At 43.2% G+C, this 23,256-nt stretch carries 19 protein-coding genes; 4 read left to right on the plus strand and 15 right to left on the minus strand.

Annotated features, from left to right (window positions below):
* Positions 1-64: 64 nt before the first annotated feature.
* Both citZ and CVD28_RS15035 read right to left on the minus strand, forming a co-directional pair.
* Positions 65-1,180 carry a citrate synthase gene (citZ, locus tag CVD28_RS15030; RefSeq protein WP_101593216.1) on the minus strand — a complete coding sequence of 372 codons (1,116 nt, stop codon included), beginning with the start codon at positions 1,178-1,180 and terminating at the stop codon, positions 65-67.
* Between the two features lie 793 nt (positions 1,181-1,973).
* Complete coding sequence (locus CVD28_RS15035; protein WP_101593197.1) at positions 1,974-2,432, minus strand: DUF441 domain-containing protein; 459 nt, start codon at positions 2,430-2,432, stop codon at positions 1,974-1,976.
* 157 nt (positions 2,433-2,589) lie between these two features.
* On the opposite strand from CVD28_RS15035, the gene ytvI reads away from it, so the two are divergent.
* A complete protein-coding gene (ytvI, locus tag CVD28_RS15040; RefSeq protein ID WP_101593198.1) occupies positions 2,590-3,717 on the plus strand; it encodes a sporulation integral membrane protein YtvI in 1,128 nt (375 codons plus the stop codon).
* Between the two features lie 113 nt (positions 3,718-3,830).
* Here ytvI and aceA read toward each other — a convergent pair whose 3' ends face one another.
* From aceA to dnaE, 9 genes are all read right to left on the minus strand, one after another.
* Complete coding sequence (gene aceA, locus CVD28_RS15045) at positions 3,831-5,132, minus strand: isocitrate lyase (protein ID WP_101593199.1); 1,302 nt, start codon at positions 5,130-5,132, stop codon at positions 3,831-3,833.
* Positions 5,133-5,501: 369 nt separating this feature from the next.
* Positions 5,502-5,888 carry an FxsA family protein gene (locus CVD28_RS15050; protein ID WP_101593200.1) on the minus strand — a complete coding sequence of 129 codons (387 nt, stop codon included), beginning with the start codon at positions 5,886-5,888 and terminating at the stop codon, positions 5,502-5,504.
* A gap of 158 nt (positions 5,889-6,046) precedes the next feature.
* Entirely contained in the window at positions 6,047-7,807 is a 1,761-nt protein-coding gene (gene pyk / locus CVD28_RS15055; protein WP_101593201.1) for a pyruvate kinase, read from the minus strand.
* A gap of 167 nt (positions 7,808-7,974) precedes the next feature.
* A complete protein-coding gene (gene pfkA / locus CVD28_RS15060; RefSeq protein ID WP_101593202.1) occupies positions 7,975-8,934 on the minus strand; it encodes a 6-phosphofructokinase in 960 nt (319 codons plus the stop codon).
* Positions 8,935-9,454: 520 nt separating this feature from the next.
* Positions 9,455-10,432, minus strand: coding sequence for an acetyl-CoA carboxylase carboxyl transferase subunit alpha (accA, locus tag CVD28_RS15065; protein ID WP_101593203.1), 978 nt, complete (start codon positions 10,430-10,432; stop codon positions 9,455-9,457).
* The gene (gene accD / locus CVD28_RS15070; RefSeq protein WP_101593204.1) at positions 10,426-11,295 is read right to left on the minus strand and encodes an acetyl-CoA carboxylase, carboxyltransferase subunit beta; all 870 of its coding nucleotides are present in this window, start codon (positions 11,293-11,295) and stop codon (positions 10,426-10,428) included. The genes accA and accD overlap by 7 nt, the downstream gene beginning before the upstream one ends.
* A gap of 92 nt (positions 11,296-11,387) precedes the next feature.
* Positions 11,388-12,026, minus strand: coding sequence for a FadR/GntR family transcriptional regulator (locus CVD28_RS15075; protein WP_101593205.1), 639 nt, complete (start codon positions 12,024-12,026; stop codon positions 11,388-11,390).
* The gene (locus CVD28_RS15080) at positions 12,026-13,264 is read right to left on the minus strand and encodes an NAD(P)-dependent malic enzyme (protein WP_101593206.1); all 1,239 of its coding nucleotides are present in this window, start codon (positions 13,262-13,264) and stop codon (positions 12,026-12,028) included. Before CVD28_RS15080 ends, CVD28_RS15075 begins: the two co-directional genes overlap by 1 nt.
* Before the next feature lie 252 nt (positions 13,265-13,516).
* Positions 13,517-16,882: a DNA polymerase III subunit alpha gene (dnaE, locus tag CVD28_RS15085; RefSeq protein WP_101593217.1), complete on the minus strand. Its 3,366-nt coding sequence runs from the start codon at positions 16,880-16,882 to the stop codon at positions 13,517-13,519.
* Between the two features lie 165 nt (positions 16,883-17,047).
* Between dnaE and CVD28_RS15090 the strand changes: the two genes are divergently transcribed.
* Both CVD28_RS15090 and ytrI read left to right on the plus strand, forming a co-directional pair.
* Positions 17,048-17,383, plus strand: a complete 336-nt coding sequence (locus CVD28_RS15090; RefSeq protein WP_180954178.1) for a YtrH family sporulation protein — start codon at positions 17,048-17,050, stop codon at positions 17,381-17,383.
* Positions 17,380-17,889, plus strand: a complete 510-nt coding sequence (gene ytrI / locus CVD28_RS15095; RefSeq protein ID WP_101593207.1) for a sporulation membrane protein YtrI — start codon at positions 17,380-17,382, stop codon at positions 17,887-17,889. Before CVD28_RS15090 ends, ytrI begins: the two co-directional genes overlap by 4 nt.
* A gap of 96 nt (positions 17,890-17,985) precedes the next feature.
* Here ytrI and CVD28_RS15100 read toward each other — a convergent pair whose 3' ends face one another.
* Positions 17,986-18,930, minus strand: a complete 945-nt coding sequence (locus CVD28_RS15100) for a DHH family phosphoesterase (RefSeq protein WP_101593208.1) — start codon at positions 18,928-18,930, stop codon at positions 17,986-17,988.
* 178 nt (positions 18,931-19,108) lie between these two features.
* Here CVD28_RS15100 and CVD28_RS15105 point away from each other — a divergent pair, with 178 nt between their 5' ends.
* The gene (locus CVD28_RS15105) at positions 19,109-19,414 is read left to right on the plus strand and encodes a YtpI family protein (RefSeq protein ID WP_101593209.1); all 306 of its coding nucleotides are present in this window, start codon (positions 19,109-19,111) and stop codon (positions 19,412-19,414) included.
* A gap of 312 nt (positions 19,415-19,726) precedes the next feature.
* On the opposite strand, the gene CVD28_RS15110 is transcribed toward CVD28_RS15105, so the two are convergent.
* From CVD28_RS15110 to CVD28_RS15120, 3 genes are all read right to left on the minus strand, one after another.
* Complete coding sequence (locus CVD28_RS15110) at positions 19,727-21,046, minus strand: CBS domain-containing protein (RefSeq protein ID WP_101593210.1); 1,320 nt, start codon at positions 21,044-21,046, stop codon at positions 19,727-19,729.
* 70 nt (positions 21,047-21,116) lie between these two features.
* Positions 21,117-21,356 carry a hypothetical protein gene (locus CVD28_RS15115; RefSeq protein ID WP_101593211.1) on the minus strand — a complete coding sequence of 80 codons (240 nt, stop codon included), beginning with the start codon at positions 21,354-21,356 and terminating at the stop codon, positions 21,117-21,119.
* Positions 21,357-21,545: 189 nt separating this feature from the next.
* Positions 21,546-22,919: an amino acid permease gene (locus CVD28_RS15120; RefSeq protein WP_101593212.1), complete on the minus strand. Its 1,374-nt coding sequence runs from the start codon at positions 22,917-22,919 to the stop codon at positions 21,546-21,548.
* Between the last annotated feature and the right edge of the window lie 337 nt (positions 22,920-23,256).

Here is a 23,256-nt window from a genome sequence, read left to right on the forward strand (position 1 = left end):
GCCCCTTACCCTTACTACTACACTATTAATTTACTTTAGTTCTGTCAATTCAAAAAATGCAAACCTATCGTGCGTCAACCGGCACATATTTTTGCATGCCAGGGCCTGTGTATTCAGCACGCGGGCGGATCAGACGATTATTTTCGTACTGCTCCAGAATATGAGCAAGCCAGCCTGAAGTACGGCTTACTGCAAAAATTGGTGTAAATAAATCGTGGTCGATGCCAAGGCTGTGATAGACAGATGCTGAATAGAAGTCAACATTAGGCGGCAGATTTTTTTGAGATGTTACAAGTTCATCTATTTTAATCGACATTTCGTAATATTCTGCCTGTCCTGTCAGATTTGTTAATCTCTGGGACATAACTTTAAGATGCTTCGCACGCGGATCCCCTTTACGGTATACACGATGGCCGAAGCCCATGATTTTTTCTTTATTTTGAAGTTTATTAGTTACATAGCTTTCTACGTTTTCAACCGACCCGATCTCTTTTAGCATCTTCATTACAGCTTCATTAGCTCCGCCATGCAGAGGCCCTTTCAATGCACCAATGGCTGCTGTAACACCTGAATAAATATCAGATAGGGTAGCCACACATACGCGCGCTGTAAAAGTGGATGCATTAAGCTCATGGTCAGCATGAAGAACCAGTGCTTTATTAAACGCTTCTTCTTCGATCGGAGATGGTTCCTCACCGCTCATCATATACAGGAAGTTGGCCGCAAAGCTCAGATCAGTTCTCGGAGCTACTGGTTCAAGTCCTTTTCTTACACGGGAGAATGCTGAAACAATGGAAGGGATCTTTGCCTGAAGGCGGATCGCTTTACGGTAGTTTGCATCTTCATCCATCAGGTCCGCTTCTTTGTCATAAAGTCCCAAGAGTGAAATTGCGGAACGCAGGGCAGTCATTGGATGAACTTCCTTAATCGGGTACATTTTGAAGTGATCAAGCACTTCCTGAGGCAGGCTGGCGTTCTCTGCAAGCTGCTGTGTCAGTTCAGACAGCTGGGCTTTATTAGGAAGCTTGCGGTGCCATAATAAATAAATTACTTCTTCAAATGTTGCATTTTCTGCTAGATCATCGATGTCATAGCCTACATATGTAAGCGTATCATCAATTATGGAGCTAATGGATGATGTTGTTGCTACTATTCCTTCCAGACCTCTTGTTACTGTCATCAAGAATCTCTCCTTTTTATAAAATTCCCCTTTACCCATTACTATCTGCGTATATAGTCGACCACGGATGGCATGAGCGCATTTCCACACCATATGTATCTCTAACCGAAGGAAAACCTCCGGAAAAATGAAAGCGTTGCCAATAGTGCTAAAAAACCTGAATAAATTGACATTAGGAAAAAGCACTAGCACTTCCATTTGTACCCCTTCTTGACGCTTTCAAAACTTTCTTAACTGAGCGCTTGCTCAATGCTGCGGCGCTGTTTCCGTAAACAGACAGGTCCTTGGACAAGCATGTTTATAGAAAAATATGAAAGGATGCGCTTACAAGTCCTATTATAAACAATTATCTGACATTTGTGAACGAAAAAGCACAAAATGTGAATAAATTAATATTTTATTAGAAAAACACAATGGATATAAAACTAACTTAGTTTTTACAATCTTTCGCTAATAATCTAATAGAATATGTATTTCCACTTTGCCATATATTTAGAAGAGAACATTCATACCTGAAAAATGGAAGCAGATTAATTAAAATTACGTTCAGGAAAAAACATCTTTCGGTATAAACCCTAGTTAACAGACAAATTGCTTTGCAGCTGTAAAGACAATACTGAAGCTCCCCTGTTATAAATATCAATTCCATAAATTCTTTGTGCCTGACAGCTATCATATTACTTAATTATTACTAAACACGTTAATAGAAGAGGGCTCATTCAACGTGTTAAACCCTGTGGCCTCCGCAAGCGGCCCGACAGGTTTTCAAGACGGGCCCTTGAGCCAATGCGTATCACCTTATGAATTCAAAAATTTTCATGCAAATAAACGCAATGCCTGCACCGATAAGCGGACCTACTGCGATACCTTTGAACAGGGCAACAGCAAGAATCGTTCCGAAGACCAGGGCAGTTGTAATATGCGGATCGTTTTCCAAAAGGGTAATACCGCTTTTCGCTATTAATGCAACTGCTATTCCTGAACCCAGGGCTATCCAGGCCAATGGAGATTTCATTGCCAAACCCAGTTCTTTAAAGCCGATCGAACCGTTAGCAATTGGGACAAGTACTGCAATTGTAATAATTGTCACTCCAAGGTTAATTCCTTTGGATTGCAAGAATGGAAAAACCTTTGAATCAAGCCAGGATGCCTTTAATAACAGCAAGGACACTGCGGCAGCAATCAATGATGTGTTTTTCGCCACTATGCCGATTAAGGCCAGAAGCACTAAAAAAAGTACTGGTCCACTCATGTTCAATCTCCTAGTCATGTAATTATGTCAATATAACTTCCCGAGCAATATTAATCAGTTTGCTGCCAGGCTAATTTTTTATTTTTTTCAGCTATATAATTTAAGATTTTTCACTTAATTTGAATATAAACAGAAAAGAAATAGGAGGACTTTATTCTTGAATCCCATTCACGTACAACGGCTTTTACGTCTTCTATTCGTAGTTTGTATCATTTTACTAGCTTCAGCTGCCCTGTTTTATGTTTCAAGATATACATATCCATTTATCATTGCCATTGTGATTGCTTTTCTAATTAATCCGCTGGTCAACTTTATAGAGCGGAAGATTCGGCTTCCCAGGGGGCTAGCCGTATTCGTATCCCTTGCCTTCATTCTTTCTTTATTTGCCGGTATGGTTACACTTTTGGTGGCCGAAATTGTTTCTGGTGCTGATTATCTTGGGAATATGGTACCCCGGCACCTCGATACTCTAATCGATTATATGGAAGATTTTATCGAATCGCAAATAATCCCGCTCTTTAATCAAATTGCAGCCTATTTTAATAACTTGGATGCCAGTCAGCAAAACACACTTATGACAAATATTGAAAATAGCGGCAAGCAAATTGGTTCAACAGTGGGAGATTTTATTCAAAGCTTTTTTCAAAAAATACCCGCTATCATCGGCTGGTTTCCAAACGCTGCAACCGTTATCGTTTTTTCTCTTCTGGCTACTTTCTTCATTAGCAAGGACTGGTACCACCTTTCTAGGATAGGCGGCAGGATTTTGCCGCAAAAAATTTTTCGTGGGATAAAAAGAGTAATTGAGGATTTAAAAAAGGCATTATTCGGGTTTATCCGCGCACAGTTTACGCTAATATCCATAACAACGGTAATCGTGCTAATCGGCCTGCTCGTTCTGCATGTAGAATATGCGATCACTATTGCCTTAATAGTCGGTATGGTGGATATTTTGCCCTATCTCGGAACCGGAGCGGTCTTCGTTCCCTGGATTGTTTTTGAGTTTATCTCAGGTGAAACGAACCTGGCAGTCGGGCTTTCCGTCTTATACATAGTAGTAATTGTCCAGCGGCAGCTTATGGAGCCTAAGGTTCTCTCCTCCAGCATCGGTCTAGACCCGCTTGCAACTCTAGTGTCGCTTTTTGTAGGATTTAAAATAATGGGCTTCCTTGGACTAATTGCAGGCCCTATCGTCCTTGTAATTGTAAATACGCTGCAGCGGGCGAATACCTTCAGGGCTGTTTGGCAGTTCATCCTTGGTGATGACAAAAGCAGCAGTACTTAAGGAAATGCGAGCATATGAACCCAATTCCTTATACCCGCCAAAAGGAGGACGCTATTTTCGCGTCCTCCTTTTGATTAAGAAAATATGATTGTTTTTACTTGGAGCTTTACGGCTTATTGAGGAACCGATTCCTTGTTATCTGCATGGAATTGCTCCGCTTCAGTAGATCCCTTTAGGGCAGTAGTTGAAGATGTCCCTCCGGATATAACCTGGGCCACTTCATCAAAATAGCCTGTTCCAACTTCGCGCTGGTGTCTTGTGGCAGTGTAGCCATGTACTTCACTTGCGAATTCTGCCTGTTGAAGTTCGGAGTAAGCAGCCATGCCGCGGTCTTTGTACTTACGAGCCAATTCAAACATACCATGGTTAAGGGCATGGAAACCGGCAAGCGTAACAAATTGAAACTTGTATCCCATTTTGCCCAGTTCCACCTGGAAGTTGGCAATCGTTTCATCATCCAGCTTTTGCTTCCAATTAAATGATGGAGAGCAGTTATAGGCTAGGAGCTTTCCTGGGAATTGCTCATGGATTGCCTCAGCGAATCTGCGGGCTTCGTCGATATTCGGCTCAGAAGTTTCACACCAGATCAGGTCAGCATATGGGGCATATGAAAGTCCTCTGGCAATCGCCTGATCAAGCCCGGCCCGGGTCCGGTAAAATCCTTCCGGAGTACGTTCGCCTGTGATAAATTCTGCGTCCGCAGGGTCAATATCACTTGTAATTAAATCCGCAGCATTCGCGTCAGTTCGTGCAACCAGAACAGTCGGGACACCCATTACATCCGCTGCAAAGCGGGCAGCAATTAAGTTGCGCACTGAGGTCTGTGTAGGAAGAAGCACTTTTCCGCCAAGGTGGCCGCACTTCTTTTCTGATGATAGCTGGTCTTCAAAATGAACGCCGGCAGCCCCTGCCTCAATCATCCCTTTCATTAATTCAAACACATTCAGCTGTCCTCCGAAACCGGCTTCCGCATCCGCAACAATAGGTGCATACCAATCGATTTCTTCATTCCCTTCCATATAATGAATCTGGTCTGCACGCTGAAGGGCCTGGTTAATGCGTTTAACAACCTGCGGTACGCTATTTGCCGGATATAAGCTTTGGTCAGGGTACATATGGCCAGAAAGGTTTGCGTCCGCTGCAACCTGCCATCCGCTAAGGTAAATAGCTTTCAAACCTGCTTTCACTTGCTGCATCGCCTGATTTCCTGTCAAAGCTCCAAGTGCATTGATGAAATCCTCAGTATGCAGAAGCTTCCAGAGCTTTTCGGAGCCGTGGCGGGCAAGCGTATGCTCGATATCCAGGGAACCTCGTAGGCGGATGACATCCTCCCCGCTGTACGGTCTTGCAATGCCTTTCCACCTTTCATCCGTTTTCCAGCTTTCCTCTAATTGCCTAGCTTTTTCTTGTCTCATATTCTATTTTCCTCCTTAAATATTCTTTAATTTGTAAGTATTCGCAACTATCTAAAACTATTTAACCCTCAAGCAGCAGCTATTAAGTTCACTCCCTCTCCATATTAATAAAATTGTTATAATACAGTTTTTCCATGTCTTGTTTGTATTATATAACAACGATTTTTAGTTTGTCACTTTATTTTTCAAAAAATTCTAAAAAAAATAAAAAGACAAGTTTCAACAGAAAAAACACCGTAAACTTGGACGATTAACTACTTCCGGATCATCCAAACCGGTTCATTCTTTTTCAAAAAAAATCCCCTGGCAGGGGCGGTGAGTAGTCACCTCCTTAGCCAGGGGCAATGCTAGTGCCAGCGCGGGATCCGCTTAGCGAATAATCGTGATATTTTTATTAATCATCCTGTGCCTGATGAACCGCAGCAGCACCGGCTTAATCATTTTTCGTGTCAGCGGCAGCAGGAGAATAAATCCAGTGATGTCGGTAAGGAAGCCGGGCGTTAGCAAAAGGCAGGCACCTGCCAGAATACAGATTCCATCCAGTACAGCCTCCCCCGGAAGCTGGCCTGTCCTCATTTGCAGCTGTGCGTTTTGCAATGTTTCCAGCCCTTGCTTTTTGGCTAAATATGCGCCAGCTATTCCAGTAGCGATAATTAATAAAATGGTGGGAATATAACCAATTGTTCTTCCGGAGAGCACCAGCGTGCCTATCTCAAAAGCTGGGACGATTATCAAAATCAAGAGCAAATATCTCATACATTCCTCCAGATAAAAAAGTTCTTGTACTATTAGTATACACCCAAATTAAAACTCATTCCTTTAAATCATTCCGGATAAATTATTGCCGGTTCAAAGCAAAAAACCCTGCCAGAAAAAACAGGCAGGGCAGTAAAAATCACTAAAAGTTATACGGATTAAAGTACGCTTGAATGTCCATTATAAATAATTCCTCTTCCAGAATCGACAGTGATGCTTTGCCCATCAGTTAAAAGGGTTATAGCATTCACTGCACCTACAATGACTGGTATACCAAGAGTGACTCCGACAACCGCTGCATGGCTGGTCAATCCGCCCTCAACAGTAATAAGAGCCGCACATTTTTCAATAGCAGGCATCATATCACGATCTGTTGCAATGGTAACCAAAACAGATCCTTCTGTTACTTTTTCAATTGCTTCTGCTGCATTTCTGGCAATGACAACATTTCCTTTAGCAGATTTACGGCCAATGCCCTGTGCCTTGATTACTTCTTCACCAAGTACATGAATTTTCATTAAATTGGTAGTTCCAGTCTCACCAACTGGTACACCTGCTGTAATCACAACTAAATCTCCATGAGAAACCAAACCGGAGTTCAAGCTTTCCTGAATCGATGACTCAAGCATTTCATCCGTAGTCGTTGCTTCCGGGCCAATCTGAGGATAAACTCCCCACGCAAGTGCCAGGCGCCTTGATACATGGTCCTTAGAAGTAACCGCAATAATCGGTGCTTTTGGACGATACTTAGATATCATCCTTGCAGTATGCCCGCTTTCAGTAGGAGTAATAATTGCATCCACTTCCAGGTTAAGTGCTGTATGAGCAACCGATTGCCCAATGGCGTCCGTAACATTATGCTCACTGTCTTTGCTGCGCTTAGAAAGAAGCTCCCGGTGATTTAGCGCTGACTCTGCACGTGAAGCAATATTGTGCATTGTTTCGACAGCTTCTACAGGATAAGTTCCCGCTGCCGTTTCACCTGAAAGCATAATTGCATCGGTGCCATCAAAAATTGCATTTGCAACATCGCTCGCTTCCGCACGTGTTGGGCGCGGATTTCGCTGCATTGAGTCAAGCATCTGGGTGGCAGTAATGACCGGCTTTCCAAATGTATTGCACTTCTTAATCAGCTGCTTCTGAACAAGAGGAACCTCTTCTGCAGGTATTTCAACCCCAAGGTCTCCTCTCGCAACCATTAGACCATCAGAAACTTCCAGGATTTCATCAATATTGTCAACGCCTTCCTGGTTTTCGATCTTTGGAATAATCTGAATGTGTAAAGCATTATTCTTTTGAAGTAATTCACGGATTTCCAATACATCGGAGGCACGGCGGACAAAAGAAGCAGCGATAAAGTCTACCCCTTGTTCAATACCAAAAACAATATCCTGTGCGTCTTTTTCCGTAATTCCGGGAAGATTGACAGAAACTCCAGGAACATTTACACCTTTTTTATTTTTAAGGATTCCTGTGTTAAGAACTTTGGTTTGGATCTCCTGTTTATCCCGCAGAATTTCCGTTACCTGAAGCCCAATTAAACCGTCATCAAGCAAAATCTTGGAGCCAGGATGGACATCCTCAATCAGGCCTGGGTACGTGATTGAGAACTTTTCCTTCGTTCCAAGTACTTCATTCATCGCCACTGTCACGGAAGAACCTGCAGAAAGCTCAATTGCATCGTTTTCCATGTTGTGGGTCCGTATTTCAGGTCCTTTTGTATCTAGAAGAATCGCAACCTGCTTTCCGGTTTTTTTAACAGCCTCCCGAATGTTGGCAATTCGCTGTGCGTGCTCTTCGTGATTTCCATGGGAAAAATTAAGGCGTGAAACATTCATGCCTGCTTCGATTAATTGAGTCAGCTTTTCGATGCTCTCACTTGCAGGACCGATAGTACATACAATTTTTGTTTTACGCATGTGTTGATTGACCTCCTATTATTATCCGCATAAGGCTACAGATGGGATAAGTGATTTCATTACTAATTGTTCCTGGCTTGCCCCTTGGCGAAGCAAATGGTTTCGTCCACCAGGTGAGATTTAAACAGAACTTTCCGGACATTATTGCCGGGTTTGACAATACGTAATTAAATCGACAATTCCTCAGATAGCTGATACATTTTCATATCTAAAACATGAGGCTGTGCCAGTGCTTCGATAATATCATAGTTAACGAGGCGGTTTTGGACAATTCCAACAGCACGGCCGCCTTTGTTCTCAATAAGCAATTCTACCGCATGTGCTCCTAAACGGCTAGCAAGAACCCGGTCGCTGGCTGTTGGGGACCCGCCACGCTGCGTGTGTCCAAGTACAGTTACTCTTGTTTCGAAGTTTGTCATCTCCTGGATCTTTCTTGCAAAATCCACTCCGCTTCCAACACCCTCTGCAACAACAATAATACTGTGCTTCTTACCGCGCTCATGACCGCGCATCAGTTTGCTGACAATTTCATCCATACTTGATTTGTCTTCTGGAATCAAAATCGTTTCTGCCCCACCGGCAAGGCCTGCCCATAATGCGATATCTCCAGCGTCTCTTCCCATAACTTCAATTATGTATGTTCTTTCATGAGAAGTGGCTGTATCCCTGATTTTATCGATGGCATCGATTACAGTATTCAGTGCCGTATCAAAACCGATTGTGAATTCTGTACCTGGAATATCATTATCAATGGTTCCTGGAACTCCAACGCACGGGAAACCTCGCTCAGTCAATGCCTTAGCTCCGCGATAGGAACCATCTCCGCCAATAACTACAAGCCCTTCAATTCCAAACTTTTTCAATTGCTCTATTCCTTTTAGCTGGCCTTCTTCTGTTCTGAATTCCGGACACCGGGCTGAATAAAGCATTGTTCCGCCGCGATGAATTATGTCACCTACTGATCCAAGTTCAAGCTTTTTAATATCACCTTCAATTAATCCCTGATAGCCGTGATAAATGCCATAGACCTCCAGATTGTGATAAATAGCTTTACGGACAACCGCCCTGACTGCGGCATTCATACCCGGAGAATCTCCGCCACTCGTTAAAACACCTATTCTTTTCAACCGAATCACCTCTTAATCTCTATTTGAAAATTGCCAGAAAGACGGCCCTGACCATTATTCTAAAAATCGAACCTTATTCGGAGCGTATTTTGAATGATATCTTCAAAACAGCCATTCAATTAATGTATGCCTTCGCTTAATATTTACGTTCCCAAGCTACATTATTTATTAGAATCAAGAGACGCTAAAATAAACACACATACATGCTCAAGTAATTATTCTAAAATAGAAGAACCCTTTCGTAAACCAATATGTGCAGTAAAGCACAATATTTTTAGTTTAACAACTTTTTAAGCTTCAAAAGGGCGTAAGCAGTCCTGTACCATTATATGAGGATTTAAAGCCTAGAAAACACATAAGTTATCACCCAAACCAGGATCGGAGCTTTTGTGTGAATTCGGGCCGCAATAAAGTGGTCTTCTTTTCTTTCCCCTAATTAGCTTTCTAAGAAGAAAGATTCGGACTCACAAAAAAAAATAAAGACAGAAAGGAAAAACGTGAAGCCTTGTGGCAACACGTTTTAATTTACCCCTGAAAAATGTTTTACAAACGAGTACTCACCTATTTGCTTGAATTTAGCATAACGAAAAGCCACAAGCTCATCACTGTTCAGATTAAGCAATTCAGATAAGGATTTTTTAAGCACTTCATCAATTGCCCCTGCCTGTTCTTTTACATTGCGGTGGGCTCCGCCTTTTACTTCCTCGATTATACTATCTATTACTCCAAGTTCCTTAAGGTCTGGTGCGGTAATTCTCATCGTTTCCGCAGCCTTTTTAGCCTGGGAAGCATCTTTCCAAAGAATGGCCGCGGCTCCTTCAGGAGAAATAACGGAGTAGGTTGAGTTTTCAAGCATATAAATTCTATCGGCCACTCCGAGGGCCAGGGCTCCGCCGCTTCCGCCCTCACCAATGACAATGGAAATAACAGGAACTGTTAAGCCAGCCATCTCAAAAAGATTTCTGGCTATGGCTTCGCTTTGTCCACGTTCCTCAGCAGCCTTACCAGGGTAAGCCCCCTTTGTATCAATTAGACATATAATTGGCCTGTTGAATTTTTCTGCCTGTTTCATCAGCCTTAATGCTTTTCTATATCCTTCTGGATGCGGCATCCCAAAATTGCGCCTGATATTTTCCTTTGTGTCTTTTCCGCGCTGATGACCGATTACCGTTACCGGGTAGTCATGGAATTTCGCAATTCCGCCAACAATTGCTTCATCATCCCCGAAATTCCTGTCGCCATGACATTCAAAAAAATCAGTAAACAAGTGAGCAATATAATCCAGCGTTGTCGGCCTGGCTGGGTGCCTTGCAATTTGGACACGATCCCATGGCTTGATATTTTCATATATGTCCTTCTCAAGCTTTTGAAGACGATTTTCAAGCCTTTCGATTTCTTCGGTTAAGTCGACTTCGGCATCTTTTGTAAGCTTCTTTAACTCATCAATTTTCTTCCTAAGTTCCACTACCGGACGTTCAAATTCCAATTCTCCTACCATTTCCAAACACCACCCGGCATATGTATATCAAGAATATTCATCAGTTTGTCCTTTAGCTCCAGCCTAGAAATGACCGCATCCAATTGACCATGTTTTAAAAGGAATTCTGCTGTTTGGAAATCCTCCGGCAGATCCTCTCTTATGGTCTGTTCAATAATCCGGCGGCCTGCAAAACCAATCAGTGCGCCCGGCTCTGCCAAATTATAATCACCAAGAGAAGCAAAGCTTGCAGAAACCCCGCCTGTTGTTGGATGAGTCATCACAGATATGATCAAGCCTCCATGGCTGCTGAACATCTTTAAGGCAGCGCTTGTCTTTGCCATCTGCATTAAGCTAAGCACACCCTCCTGCATTCTGGCCCCGCCTGATGCAGTAAAAATGATGAACGGCACCTTAAGTTCATCGGCCTTTTCAATCGCCCTTGTTATCTTCTCGCCGACCACTGAGCCCATGCTTCCCATTCTGAAACGGGAGTCCATAATCGCTAAAACTACTTCATTGCCGCCGATCTTCCCGGTTCCGGTTAAAATTGCTTCATTAATTCCTGCCTTAAGCCTGTCCTGCTCCACTTTTTCCAGATATCCCGGAAAGTCTAACGGATTCACTGTAGCCATTTCACTATCCAGCTCAATAAAGCTGCCTTCTTCTATGAGGCTCTCCACTCTCTCAGGGGAACTCATTGGATGATGATAGCTGCAATGGAGGCAAACCTTCAGATTCTTAACAAGCTCCTTCGTATACATGATTTTTTTACAGTTAGGACACTTTGACATGATCCCTTCTGGTACATCTTGCTTATCGCGCTCTGAAGGAATGGTTGCGTATTTCTTTTTTTTAGGCTTTGAAAATAAATCTTTTAGCAAAGAGGAATCCTCCCTTTTCTAACAAATGTCTTATGCCGAATGCATTTCCTATAAGAATACAAGACTTGTTTTAAATTTCTTGTAAAAAGATGTCATTCGCCATTCGACAATTTCCTTACTTTTTGTTTATATACAATTATCGCTTTATCAATATCGCGACATAACAGAAAATCGATCAGTTCCAGATAGCTTTCTTTCCCATTAACTGTCTGGCCTGCGTCCGAGCAGCCAGCATAGCTGTTGACTACCCGCCAAATTCGTTCCATCAGCTTATTCGGGTTTGTCCGGGCTGCATGATCAAAAAACATTTCATCCGTAAATTGGGCTGTCTCGGCCCATTGCTTAAAGTCTTTAAGGGCCTGGTCCGTGGAGGAAAGAGCCAAAAGCCTGAGACAGTCCAATTCAATCATTATTTTTGTTTCTGCAAGATCGCTGATTACTTTTTCATCCTGCAGAAAAAACGTGCCTAATAGCTCTACAAGCCTATGCTCTTGAAAGTCCCTGATGAAGGTCCCTTCTCCTCTGCGCGTTTCGATCAATCCGAGGAGTTCCAGTGCGCGCAAAGCTTCACGGACAGAAGATCTCCCAACGGTCAAACGTTCAGATAATTCCCTTTCCGAAGGGATTTTATCACCAGGCTGCAGTCCATCCTCTTCAATCATTTCCCGCAGTTTTCCCACGATCTCAAGATAAACCTTAGGAGGAGAAGTGGTTTTTTTCAAACTGTCCATCACTCACTTTTTCCGATTATCGCAAGTCTTCTCGTTTTTTCTTTAATAGCCTCTGGATCTGCCTTAATCCTCGCTACTCCTGTATCCATTGCAGCCTGAGCCACGGCTGCCGCTACCTCTGGGGCCACTCTTTCATCAAATGGGCCTGGTATTACATAATCGGCATTTAGCTCCTCAGGGGAAATCAGTCCCGCAATTGCCTCAACAGCAGCTACTTTCATTTTTTCATTAATATGGGTTGCCCGTGCATCAAGCGCACCGCGGAATATCCCTGGAAACGCCAGTACATTATTGACCTGGTTAGGGAAATCGGACCGGCCGGTTCCAACAACCTTAGCCCCCGCTCTTTTGGCGTCTTCCGGCATAATCTCAGGTACAGGATTAGCCATTGCAAAAATGATTGGATCAACATTCATTGAAGCAACCATTTCCTCGGTCAGCGCTCCAGCAACGGAAACTCCGATAAAGACATCAGCTCCCTTTATGACTTCCTCAAGGCTACCTTCCTGTTTATCCTTGTTCGTCATTTTGGCAACCTGTTCCTTCACAACATTCATTCCATACGGTCTTTCTTCAAAAATAGCACCTTTTGTATCGCACATGATGATGTCACGCACGCCATAGCTGTATAAAAGCTTTATTATGGCGATACCGGCAGCACCTGCTCCATTTGCGACAACTTTAATTTCGGACATGGATTTGCCGACTATTCGAAGCGCATTAACAAGGCCGGCAACCGTTACTATAGCAGTACCATGCTGATCATCGTGAAAAACCGGGATATTCATTTCTTTCTTTAATCGCTCTTCAATTACAAAGCAGTTTGGAGCAGCAATGTCTTCCAGATTTACACCACCAAATGTAGGCTCTAAAAGCTTGACAGTTTCAATGATTTTTTCGACATCTGTTGTATTCAGGCAGATTGGAAATGCATCTACCCCGGCAAAGCTTTTGAAAAGGACTGCCTTCCCTTCCATTACTGGCATAGCTGCTGCAGGCCCAATATTTCCGAGACCAAGCACAGCTGTCCCATCTGAAACAACTGCAACAGTATTGCCTTTCATTGTGTATTCATATACTTTTTCCGGAATATCATAAATATCCTTGCATGGTTCAGCTACTCCCGGTGAATAGGCCAGGCTTAAATCTTCAGCGTTTCGTACAGCTACCTTTGACACCGTTTCCAATTTCCCCTGGTTTACACGGTGCATATGTAATGCTTCATCCCTTAATGTCAAGCTGCTCACCCCTCCAATTGGTATGTAAAAATCTTTATTTAAGGAATCTAAGTGGTCTGACCACGAATTATATTATCCAATATAACATATCTAAGGTAGATGTAAAGTTTAATTATTTAAAATAAGGCAGCACCATGAAGGGGGGAGCACGTTCTCAAGCTATCAGCATGAAGAATTCTGTCTTTCCCTTTAAGGCACTGCCGTGATAAATTAAAATTCCAAATGAAAATAACAGTTATCAAGAGGCTGATCCTATTTCTTATCTATTAACCGAACGTTCTTTTCTCCAAGGATCATGCTGAGCTTCTTTAATAAGTCATCCCCGGGGGTTACCCAGTCTACGAGGGAAAGCTGTACATATCGTTCCTCCCGTTCATAATAAAGCATGACCTTTGTTGTCCCGCTATGCCTCCTCAAGGTTTGTTTCAGCTTTTGCAGAGTTTGGGAATTTTGCTGGGCCAATTCAATTTTTAAAAACAGACGATTCCCGCTGCTATGCAAAATTTCTTTTATAGTTTCCATAGAAAACACCCTCTGGACAATGAGCTGCTTTTTTTCTTCCCTCTCTTCCATGGACCCTTGAAAAACCAATACGTTTCCTGTCTTAAATAAGTCAGTCTGCTTTTTATACACATCCGGAAAAACAACTGCTTCCAGGTCACCGCCTTCATCGCTGATGGTTAAAAACGCCATTACTTCCCCTTTTTTTGTACGGATTGTTTTAAGAGAGGTAATATAAGCGCCGACCAGGACTTTCGGGTCTGCTGCAGACAGAGCCTGGACAGTATCAGATGCACCAGCTTCCCCGAACAGCTTTTTAAACGCAGAAACTGGGTGATTGGATAAGTACAGTCCCAATGCTTCACGTTCCAGAGCAAGTTTATCCTCCAGCCGGATTGGCTCCACGACCATATACTTGGGCTTAAGTGTAAGTCCGGCATCAGCAAATAAATCAAATTGATCATCATTAGGATTAACCAGCTCCGAGTGGCTTAAAGCTACATCAAGGCTTGCGAGAAGTGTTGCCCGGTCCTGCCCAAATTCATCAAAGGCCCCTGCATGAACAAGCATTTCAAGCACCTTGCGATTGATAGCCTTGCCTGAAACTCGAAGACAAAAATCAAACAAATCGGAAAACCGCTTATTTCTTCTCGCCTGGAATATCTCCCTTATGGCAGCCCCTCCTATGCCTTTTATTGCACCAAGACTATACCGCAGACCTTCTTTTTCAACCGAAAACGGGTATCCGCTGTGGTTAATGGACGGCGGGAGAATGTTCATTCCTTTATGCTTTGCTTCCCTGACATATTGGGAAATCTTATCATCATTCCCGATTACAGAGGTCATTAACGCGGACATAAAATATTCAGGGTAATGGGCTTTCAGATAAGCGAGCTGGTAGGCGATAAAGCTGTAGGCTACAGCATGGCTCCTGTTAAAGCCATAATTGGCGAAACGGACGATCATATCATAGACGTCATGGGCAATCTTTTCAGTGTGCCCCTGAGTTATTGACCCTTTTACAAAGTGCTCCCTTTGCTGGTCAAGCACTTCCTTCTTTTTCTTCGAAACTGCCCTTCGAAGCAAATCTGCTTCCCCCAATGAAAAACCTGCCATCCTTGAAGCGATTTGCATTATTTGCTCCTGATATACAATGACACCATATGTATCAGCAAGAATGTCTTTCAGGTCTGGATGGATAAAATCAATGGGTTTAATTCCGTGCTTCCTTTCAATAAAGAGAGGGATGTTTTCCATCGGCCCTGGACGGTAGAGGGCGTTTACAGCGACAATATCCTCGAACCGGCCCGGTTTAAGCCTCATAAGCACCTTTCTCATACCTTCGGATTCCAGCTGAAAAATCCCGGTTGTTTCTCCCTGGCTTAAAAGTTCAAAGGTTGCTGAATCATCAAGCGGAATATTAGCGATTTCCAGACTTGTCCCCAGCCCCTTTTTAATACTTGAAACTATATTTTCCAAAAGTGTAAGATTCCTAAGCCCCAGGAAATCCATCTTAAGAAGTCCCAGCTCCTCCAGCACATCCATCGGAAATTGCGTTAAATGGATGCCTTCATGGCCTTCCTGAATTGCTATCAGGTCTGTTAACGGCTGATCGCTGATGATTACCCCGGCAGCATGGGTAGAGGTGTGCCTTGGCAAGCCTTCAAGCTTTAGAGCAGTCTGGTAAACCGACCGATTGATGCTGCTTTCAGCCACAAACTCCCTTAATTTTTGTGATTCTTTATAAGCTCCTTCCAAAGAGATACCCAGCTTGGAAGGTATCGTCCTCGAGAGCCGTTCCTGCTCTTTTGAATTTAAACCAAACACCCGGCCTACATCTCTTAAAGCAGCTTTAGCCGCCATTGTGCCGAATGTGATTATCTGGGCAACATGCAGTTCCCCGTATTTGGAGGCTACATAGGCAATTACTTCTTCCCGGCGGTTGTCGGGAAAGTCGATATCAATATCCGGCATTGAAATTCTGTCAGGATTTAAAAACCTTTCAAACAGCAGTTTATGTTCAATCGGATCTACATCTGTAATCGAAAGCACGTAGGCTACCATTGATCCGGCAGCAGATCCCCGGCCGGGACCGGTCAATATATTTTTCTGTTTAGCGAACTTCATAAAATCCCAGACTATCAGGAAGTAATCGCTAAATTTCATTTTCTTGATTACGCCCAGTTCATAATACAGTCTGTCCCAATATGCCTTCGGAGCATTTGAATACCGTATTTCCAGGCCTTTTTTGCACACAGCTTCAAGCATTTCCTCTGCAGTCATGCCTCCGCTTACAGGATATTTTGGAAGCAGCTGGCGGTTAAAGGGAATTTCAACATTACAGCGGGCGGCTATCTTTAACGTATTTTCAAGGCCTTCGGGCACATCGCTGAAAAGGTCTGCCATTGCTCTGGCGTGTTTCAGATAATTTTCCTTTGACTCCGGCTTCAGCCTTTCATTATCAGAAAGCTTAAAACCATCTCTAACCGCCAGTAAAACTTCATAAGCGAGAGAATCCTCCTGCTGAAGATAGTATACCGGATTTAAGGCAGCAAGCCGGGCGGCTGTCCTGCGTGAAAAGTCGAGAAGCTTCCCGTTCAGCTCTTCTTCCCCGGGTACGGATGTCCGTTGTACCGACAAATAAACGGAGTCCTGGCCGAACATGCTTAGCAATTTATTAAGCGTTTTTTCAGCACCGGTTATATTGCCTTCTAAAAGCAGCTGTTCCATTTCGCCTTCCCTGCCCGGCGAAATAGCCAGCAATCCCTCTGCATAAGCCTTAAGCCATTTCTCTGGAATTCCTGCCGGTGTTTTAGTTTTGATAGCGCTGCTGATTTTTAGCAGATTTTCATAGCCACAAAAATTCTCTGCAAGCAAAAGGAGAGGGTGGGATTCCTCTTGTCCGTTCACCACATCAGCCAGAAGCCCAAGCAGTGGCTTGATTCCCTGTTTCTTGCACTCTTTATAAAAAGCAATAGAACCATACATTACATTCCGGTCAGTTAATGCTAGTGCGGAGAAACCTTTTCGCTTTCCTTCTGCCACTAGATTTTCTATTTTAATTGTGCTTGATAGTAAGCTGTATCCGCTCTGGATATTGAGATGAATAAAAGACAATTGTTTCACCCCCCATTTAACTTTTTCTTTTATTATAGAACGGCCCCTGAAAAAAAGAAAATATGTTCTCATTTTTACTCAAGTTTTCCTCTTCCCTTTGCTCATAAACATCCAAGTTTGTCCATATATAGTATTAAAAGACTTAATAGCTAAGGGATGATAAGAATGAAGGAAGCTTTTTTCCCAGCTTTTATTAACAGTTATTTTATTGCGCTAGGTGTTTTGCTGGGCGGTGCACTGGTTGGCGGGCTGTCGGCCTTCTTCACCGGACAGCCGCCGATCACCACGGTAGCACGATTGTCGGAAAACCTAAGGATATGGGCGATAGTAGCCGCGATTGGAGGAACCTTTGACGCTGTGTATAGCTTTGAACGCGGAATTTTAAACGGTGAAACAAAGGATTTATTGAAACAGGTTTTCTTAATCCTTGCAGCGCTGGGCGGAGCCCAAACCGGTGCAACGCTTATTCATTGGCTAACGCAGGAGAATATCTCGCCATGAGAATCCCTCCTTTGTACCGGCTGCCCGGCTGGCAGCGGTTTTTAGCAGGAGCAGCTCTTGGGGGGTTAGTCAGCTGGCTGATTTTTTTTTATATGTTTGGGATTCTTCAGGAAAAGCAGATTAGCATGATTATGACACAGGAGACTGAAATTGAAGATTTGCGGAAAACGATAGAGATTTTAAAAGAGGAAGCGGACGATTTAAATGAACTGGCAGAATCAAAGATGGTCATTGAAGACATTCAAGTGCGCCTCGTAAACAGCAGAATATTTGATGAGGCCCAGAGGAGGCTCAGTACCGCCCAGGTCCAGGACATGATCCGCGATGATTTGCAGACTCAGCTCACCAAAGATGTGGAGTCCGTTTATAAGGTGAAGGACTTATTAAAAAAGTCGATTGAAAACAAGACAATTGAAATGAATAAAAAGCGATATCAGGCCGAGGTTACTGAAATTTTCTTCTACTCTACTCTTTCAATTGAGGTTAAGCTTAAACAAATAAAGTAAATTGGCCTAAAGCTGTACAATTCCATTATGATAATTTAGCAAAATGTATGAATACAGAAAAGGAAACCGGAATTTACACAACGGTTTCCTTTATTATTAGTGCCCTTCTGCAACAAGCTGGATATCTCTGACAACCTTATCTGCATCATCCCATGAATAGATTGATGCACCGGAAGCCAGCGGATGTCCTCCTCCATTGTACTTTTTTGCCACTCCGTTAATTACCGGACCCTTTGAACGAAGCCTTACACGAATCACTTCATCCTCTTCGATAAAGAAAACCCAGGCCTTCATGCCTTTAATCGAGCCTAAAGTGCTGACGAGAAGCGAGGCCTCAGCAGTCGTTGCACTGAATTGCTTCAATATATCTTTTGTAATAACCATTTTTCCTACTCCGCCAGGAAGCATTTCAAAGTTCTGAAGCACATAGCCATTTAAGCGGGTCACATTGATTCCTACATCGTACATACCATTAAATAGCTCGGTCCTCGAAAAATTGTAATGAATTAACTCTCCCGCATAAAGGAATGTTTTGTCAGTTGTGCTTGGATATAAAAACCGTCCGGTATCGCCTACAATTCCCCCGAACAGCAGGCGCGCAGCTTCATCGCTCATTTTAAGTCCCCTGGTTTTTCCGAACAGATAAAATTCATAAATCATTTCGCTGCAGGAGCTTGCATCTGTGTCCACCCAAAGCATGTCACCATATCGATCCTCATTCGGATGATGATCGATTTTTATGAGCTTATCACCGAGTTTATAACGGGTATCGCAGATCCTTTCTTCATTTGCCGTATCGCAGACAATTACCAAAGCACCTTGATATGTGTCATCCGTTATCACATCAAGCCGCTTCATAAAATGCAGAGTTTCTTCCTCCTTGCCGACCGCATATATTTTCTTAGCAGGAAAAGAGGCTCTTAGCACCTCAGCAAGCCCGCATTGGGAACCATATGCATCCGGATCCGGCCTAACATGGCGGTGAAGGATAATTGTATCGTACTGTTGAATTGCTTCCAGGATTTGTTCTTTTACACTCATTGAGTTTCTCCTTTACTTCCGGGTATATATTTCTATTTAAGCAGAAAATGAAACCAATGAAAAGCAGGGCTAGTTAATAACTATAGCAATATCAGCGGTTAACCGTTAAAATAATAGTTGGTTCTTCATTCATACGGCCCAATTACAAACAAGGATTATTCCAGACGGAGGAGTAGCTATGCCAATATTGGTAATTTTCATTGTAATCGCTCTTGCATTTTATGTATTTTATAAAATTAAATACGTTCGGTCCGGCAGGCCAATGGAGAAGAAGTGGATTTCTGCCAAGTCTTCCGTTGCCCTGGGTTTATTCGTCGCACTCTTTGGACTGAACCAGCTGTTCTTATATCAAACAACTCTCACCTATATCGTAGGGTCTGTTTTTATGATTCTTGGAGCATTAAATATAATTGGCGGCTATAAATCATATAAATTCCACCTTCCTTTTGCTATTAAAGAGGCTGAGGAATTAAGAAAAGCGTAAGCTCCATGTTCTAGGGGCCTGAGCTGAACATCCAAATATCAAAATCTTTTTATTCCTTCCACAAAAAAACCTTGTGTATTTGCCTCCGCGGGAAATCACAAGGTTTTATTTAAAGGTAAGAAAGTATAACTTCTTCTTGTTTCAGCGCCCAGTATTTTTTTCCGGGAAAAATAAAGCCCGACGCACAGGACAAGGAAAGCTTCGACAGCGATACATCGGACGTGTCAAAGCGGCAGATCTGTAAGGACGTGCCAGAACTTAATCGAAGTTCCATTTGTCAGGGCGCTTGGCTTTTCTAATCAGGGAATCTGCTTATGATCTATCAAGAAGCTGGCACATCATGATAGCCTTGCCAACCAGCTTGCCTTCGTTAAAGACCTCAACATCCACCTTACCGAACTTTCTTCCCACTTCAAGGATTCTCGGATTTATCTCAAGAACGCTTTCAATTTGGACTGGCTTAAAGAAGTAAATCGTAATATTTTCAACCACAAGATCACCGCGTTTATAATTCCGTAGCGCCCTGTTAGCAGCCTCAGTGACAATCGTTGTAAAGACACCGTACGAGATTGTTCCGAGATAGTTGGTCATTTGCGGAGTAACTTCATAGCTGTAAACTTCCTCACCTTTTCCTCGGATTCCTGTTGTACCTAGCTGACTGGAAATAACATCATCAATAGTCTCTCCAACCTGCGGCTGTCTCTGGATCATCTGAAGGGCTTTTAACACATCCTGCCTGCTGATAATGCCCTGGAGTATATGATTTTCATCCATGACCGGCAGCAATTCTATGCCTTCCCAGACCATCATATGTGCAGAGGAGGCTACGCTTGTCTTTTCCCCTACTACGATCGGGTGCTTTGTCATCACTTTCTCGATTACTGTATCGGGATCCTGTCCCATAATATCCTTTGACGTCACCATACCCTGTATTTTCATATTGTCATCCACTACAGGAAACCGGCTATGGCGCGTTTCTCTGTTATGGTAAAGGTATTCTGAAACCGTATCGCTTGTTTTTAAAAATGTCGTTTCATGAACAGGTGTCAGGATGTCTTCGACTAGCAGGATTTCCTTTTTGATCAGCTGGTCATAGATGGCTCGATTAATCATTGTCGCAACCGTAAAGGTATCATAGCTTGTTGAAATGACTGGCATCTGAAGTTCATCCGCAAGTTTTTTTACATTCTCTTCGGCATCGAATCCACCGGTTATCAGTACAGCAGCCCCGGCTCTAAGCGCATTCTCGTGTGCCTGGTCCCTGTTTCCTACAATGAGCAGATTGTCCGGGCCGATATATCTCATCATTGCTTCAAGCTTCATCGCACCAATCACAAATTTGTTCAATGTTTTATGAAGCCCGGCGCGGCCCCCCAGGACTTGTCCATCCACAATATTTACTACCTCTGCAAACGTAAGCTTTTCAATGTTTTCTTTTTTCTTCCGTTCTATTCTAATAGTGCCTACCCGCTCGATTGTACTGACATACCCTTTATTCTCAGCATCCTTAATAGCCCGGTAGGCCGTACCCTCGCTGACTGTCATTGCTTTTGCTATTTGACGGACCGAAATTTTCTCTCCCACCGGAAGCTGGTCAATGTACTGCAGTATTTGTTCATGCTTAGTTGCCAAACTTTTCACCCTTTTCACCATATGCCCTTACTGCCATTATAAAGTGAATAGGGCAGCTATTCAAACGCTACTATTGATAATAATGAATTCTTTTGCGGTTTCGGTGCTTCGCTTTGAATCTTTGTGTTTTTTGTTTTTTAGGGTGATAGAGCATTCCTGCCAAGTTTCCGCCCATTACAAACAAAGCAAGCAGGAGCCACATGGCAGCAAATAGGCTCTCCTTCCCTCCTGTTGTGAGCGTGAGCCGGGGCACTGCATAATAAAGCATTACGCCGCCAAGTAAAAAGCATAATAGCAATCTTTGTCGCATCTTAAACACTCCTTTACATTCGCAAGTCAAGGTACCTGTGATAACTATATGCTGGACATGCCGGAAAAAGAAGCAAACTCGTTGTGCTCTTTGAAAACGAAAAAATGGCCTCCAATCGAGCTGCCCCGCCGAAAGCCTATAAGATATTGTTTTGAAAGAAGTTATAAAATATATTAAGCGTCACTGGTTTCATTTTGGATTCAGGTTACTATTCCTGTATCCAAACGTAAAGTAAATGATTAAGCCTAACATCAGCCATACCAAGAAGCCAACCCAAGTAAAAGATGAAAGCTGGAGCATCAAATAGCCGCAGAAGACGACAGCCAAAACAGGGACAAGTGGAACCCATGGGGTTTTAAAGCCTCTCCTTATATCTGGCTGTGTTTTTCTCAGGACGGCAACCCCAAGTGAAACTATTGAAAACGCAAACAAAGTTCCGATGCTTGTCAGTTCGGCCAATTTATCGAGCGGGACAAAACCGGCAAAAAAAGCCACCAGTGCGGCTGTTACCCAGGTGCTGGAAACAGGAACCTTTGTAATTGGATGAATGCCAGATAAGAAAGCGGGGAGCAGGCCATCACGGCTCATCGCATAAAAGAGCCTTGTTTGTCCAAACATCATAACGATTAATACAGTAGTAATACCGACAATAGCACCAAGAGAAATGAGTCCTGCTGCCCAATCCTGGTTTATAAACTCTAACCCGAAAGCTACCGGATCTTTTACGTTCAACAGCTCATATGGAACGATTCCTGAAAGAACCAGCGATACAGCAATATATAGAACTGTACAAATCGCCAGTGCGGATAATATCCCAAGCGGCAGATTCCGCTGCGGGTTCTTTACTTCCTCGGCAGCAGTCGAAACTGCATCAAAACCAAAATATGCGAAAACGACCACGGCGGCACCGGCGACTACCCCTGATGTACCAAAAGGCATAAATGGGGTCCAATTGGATGGCTCCACATACCATACTCCTACCAAGATAAAAAGAAGTACAACAGCCACCTTGACGATAACCATTACCGCATTAAATCTGGCTGATTCTTTAACTCCTCTGGAAAGCAGAATCGTTACCAAAAAAATAATGACCACGGCAGGTAAATCGATTACTGTTCCATTGGAAGGATCAAATGCACTCGTAATCGCGGTTGGGAAATGAATTCCGAAGCCTGATAATAACCCCTGGAAATAGCCGGACCAGCCGCTGGCGACTGCCGAAGAAGCAAGGCCATATTCAAGCACTAAGTCCCAGCCGAGAATCCAGGCGATGATCTCTCCGAAGGCGACATAGCTATATGTATAGGCGCTTCCTGATTCAGGTATCATTGATGCGAACTCGGAATAGCATAACGCAGCAAAAGCACAGGCTAAACCAGCAATAATAAATGAAAGAATCAGTGCAGGACCGGCATATTTTGCTGCAGCTACACCTGTCAGGACGAAGACCCCTGTTCCAATGATTGCACCAACACCTAGCAAGGTTAGGTCTCCCGCACCAAGGACTCTTTTTAGTGAACTGTCTGTTTCATGCCTGATAATTTTTTTTCGAAATAAATCCATGGCAACCTCCTGATATGGCCCGTGTTGAAGACGCAATCGTTTATTTCCGGCTATTGTACTACCTGTAATTGCGCACCTATTATCCATTATGTACATTTAAAGAAATTTTAATTAGGAGTACATTCTGAGGCGAGGAAAGATGTGCTGTAATTTATCAAAAGCTGGGAGGTTTTCAACACTTTCTCGGGGTGTCTTTTACCGACACGCACATGGAAAAAAGTGTAAGTTCATGTGAACAAAATTAAGACGGTGGGAGTGCTTACAAGATAAATTTAATTTCAAACACTGAACAATGTTCGCTGTCCCTCCCTTTTCCAATCGAGTAGGAGGGGGTGAC

It is taken from the genome of Bacillus sp. M6-12, assembly GCF_002860285.1.
Taxonomy (GTDB): Bacteria; Bacillota; Bacilli; order Bacillales; family DSM-1321; genus Peribacillus.

Excerpts from the sequence above, each read along its gene's own strand:
- citZ (WP_101593216.1), bottom strand. The coding sequence starts at position 1,180 with ATGACAGTAACAAGAGGTCTGGAAGGAATAGTAGCAACAACATCATCC.
- CVD28_RS15035 (WP_101593197.1), bottom strand. The coding sequence starts at position 2,432 with ATGAGTGGACCAGTACTTTTTTTAGTGCTTCTGGCCTTAATCGGCATA.
- aceA (WP_101593199.1), bottom strand. The coding sequence starts at position 5,132 with ATGAGACAAGAAAAAGCTAGGCAATTAGAGGAAAGCTGGAAAACGGAT.
- CVD28_RS15050 (WP_101593200.1), bottom strand. The coding sequence starts at position 5,888 with ATGAGATATTTGCTCTTGATTTTGATAATCGTCCCAGCTTTTGAGATA.
- pyk (WP_101593201.1), bottom strand. The coding sequence starts at position 7,807 with ATGCGTAAAACAAAAATTGTATGTACTATCGGTCCTGCAAGTGAGAGC.
- accA (WP_101593203.1), bottom strand. The coding sequence starts at position 10,432 with ATGGTAGGAGAATTGGAATTTGAACGTCCGGTAGTGGAACTTAGGAAG.
- CVD28_RS15075 (WP_101593205.1), bottom strand. The coding sequence starts at position 12,026 with ATGGACAGTTTGAAAAAAACCACTTCTCCTCCTAAGGTTTATCTTGAG.
- CVD28_RS15090 (WP_180954178.1), top strand. The coding sequence starts at position 17,048 with ATGAAGGAAGCTTTTTTCCCAGCTTTTATTAACAGTTATTTTATTGCG.
- ytrI (WP_101593207.1), top strand. The coding sequence starts at position 17,380 with ATGAGAATCCCTCCTTTGTACCGGCTGCCCGGCTGGCAGCGGTTTTTA.
- CVD28_RS15100 (WP_101593208.1), bottom strand. The coding sequence starts at position 18,930 with ATGAGTGTAAAAGAACAAATCCTGGAAGCAATTCAACAGTACGATACA.
- CVD28_RS15105 (WP_101593209.1), top strand. The coding sequence starts at position 19,109 with ATGCCAATATTGGTAATTTTCATTGTAATCGCTCTTGCATTTTATGTA.
- CVD28_RS15115 (WP_101593211.1), bottom strand. The coding sequence starts at position 21,356 with ATGCGACAAAGATTGCTATTATGCTTTTTACTTGGCGGCGTAATGCTT.
- CVD28_RS15120 (WP_101593212.1), bottom strand. The coding sequence starts at position 22,919 with ATGGATTTATTTCGAAAAAAAATTATCAGGCATGAAACAGACAGTTCA.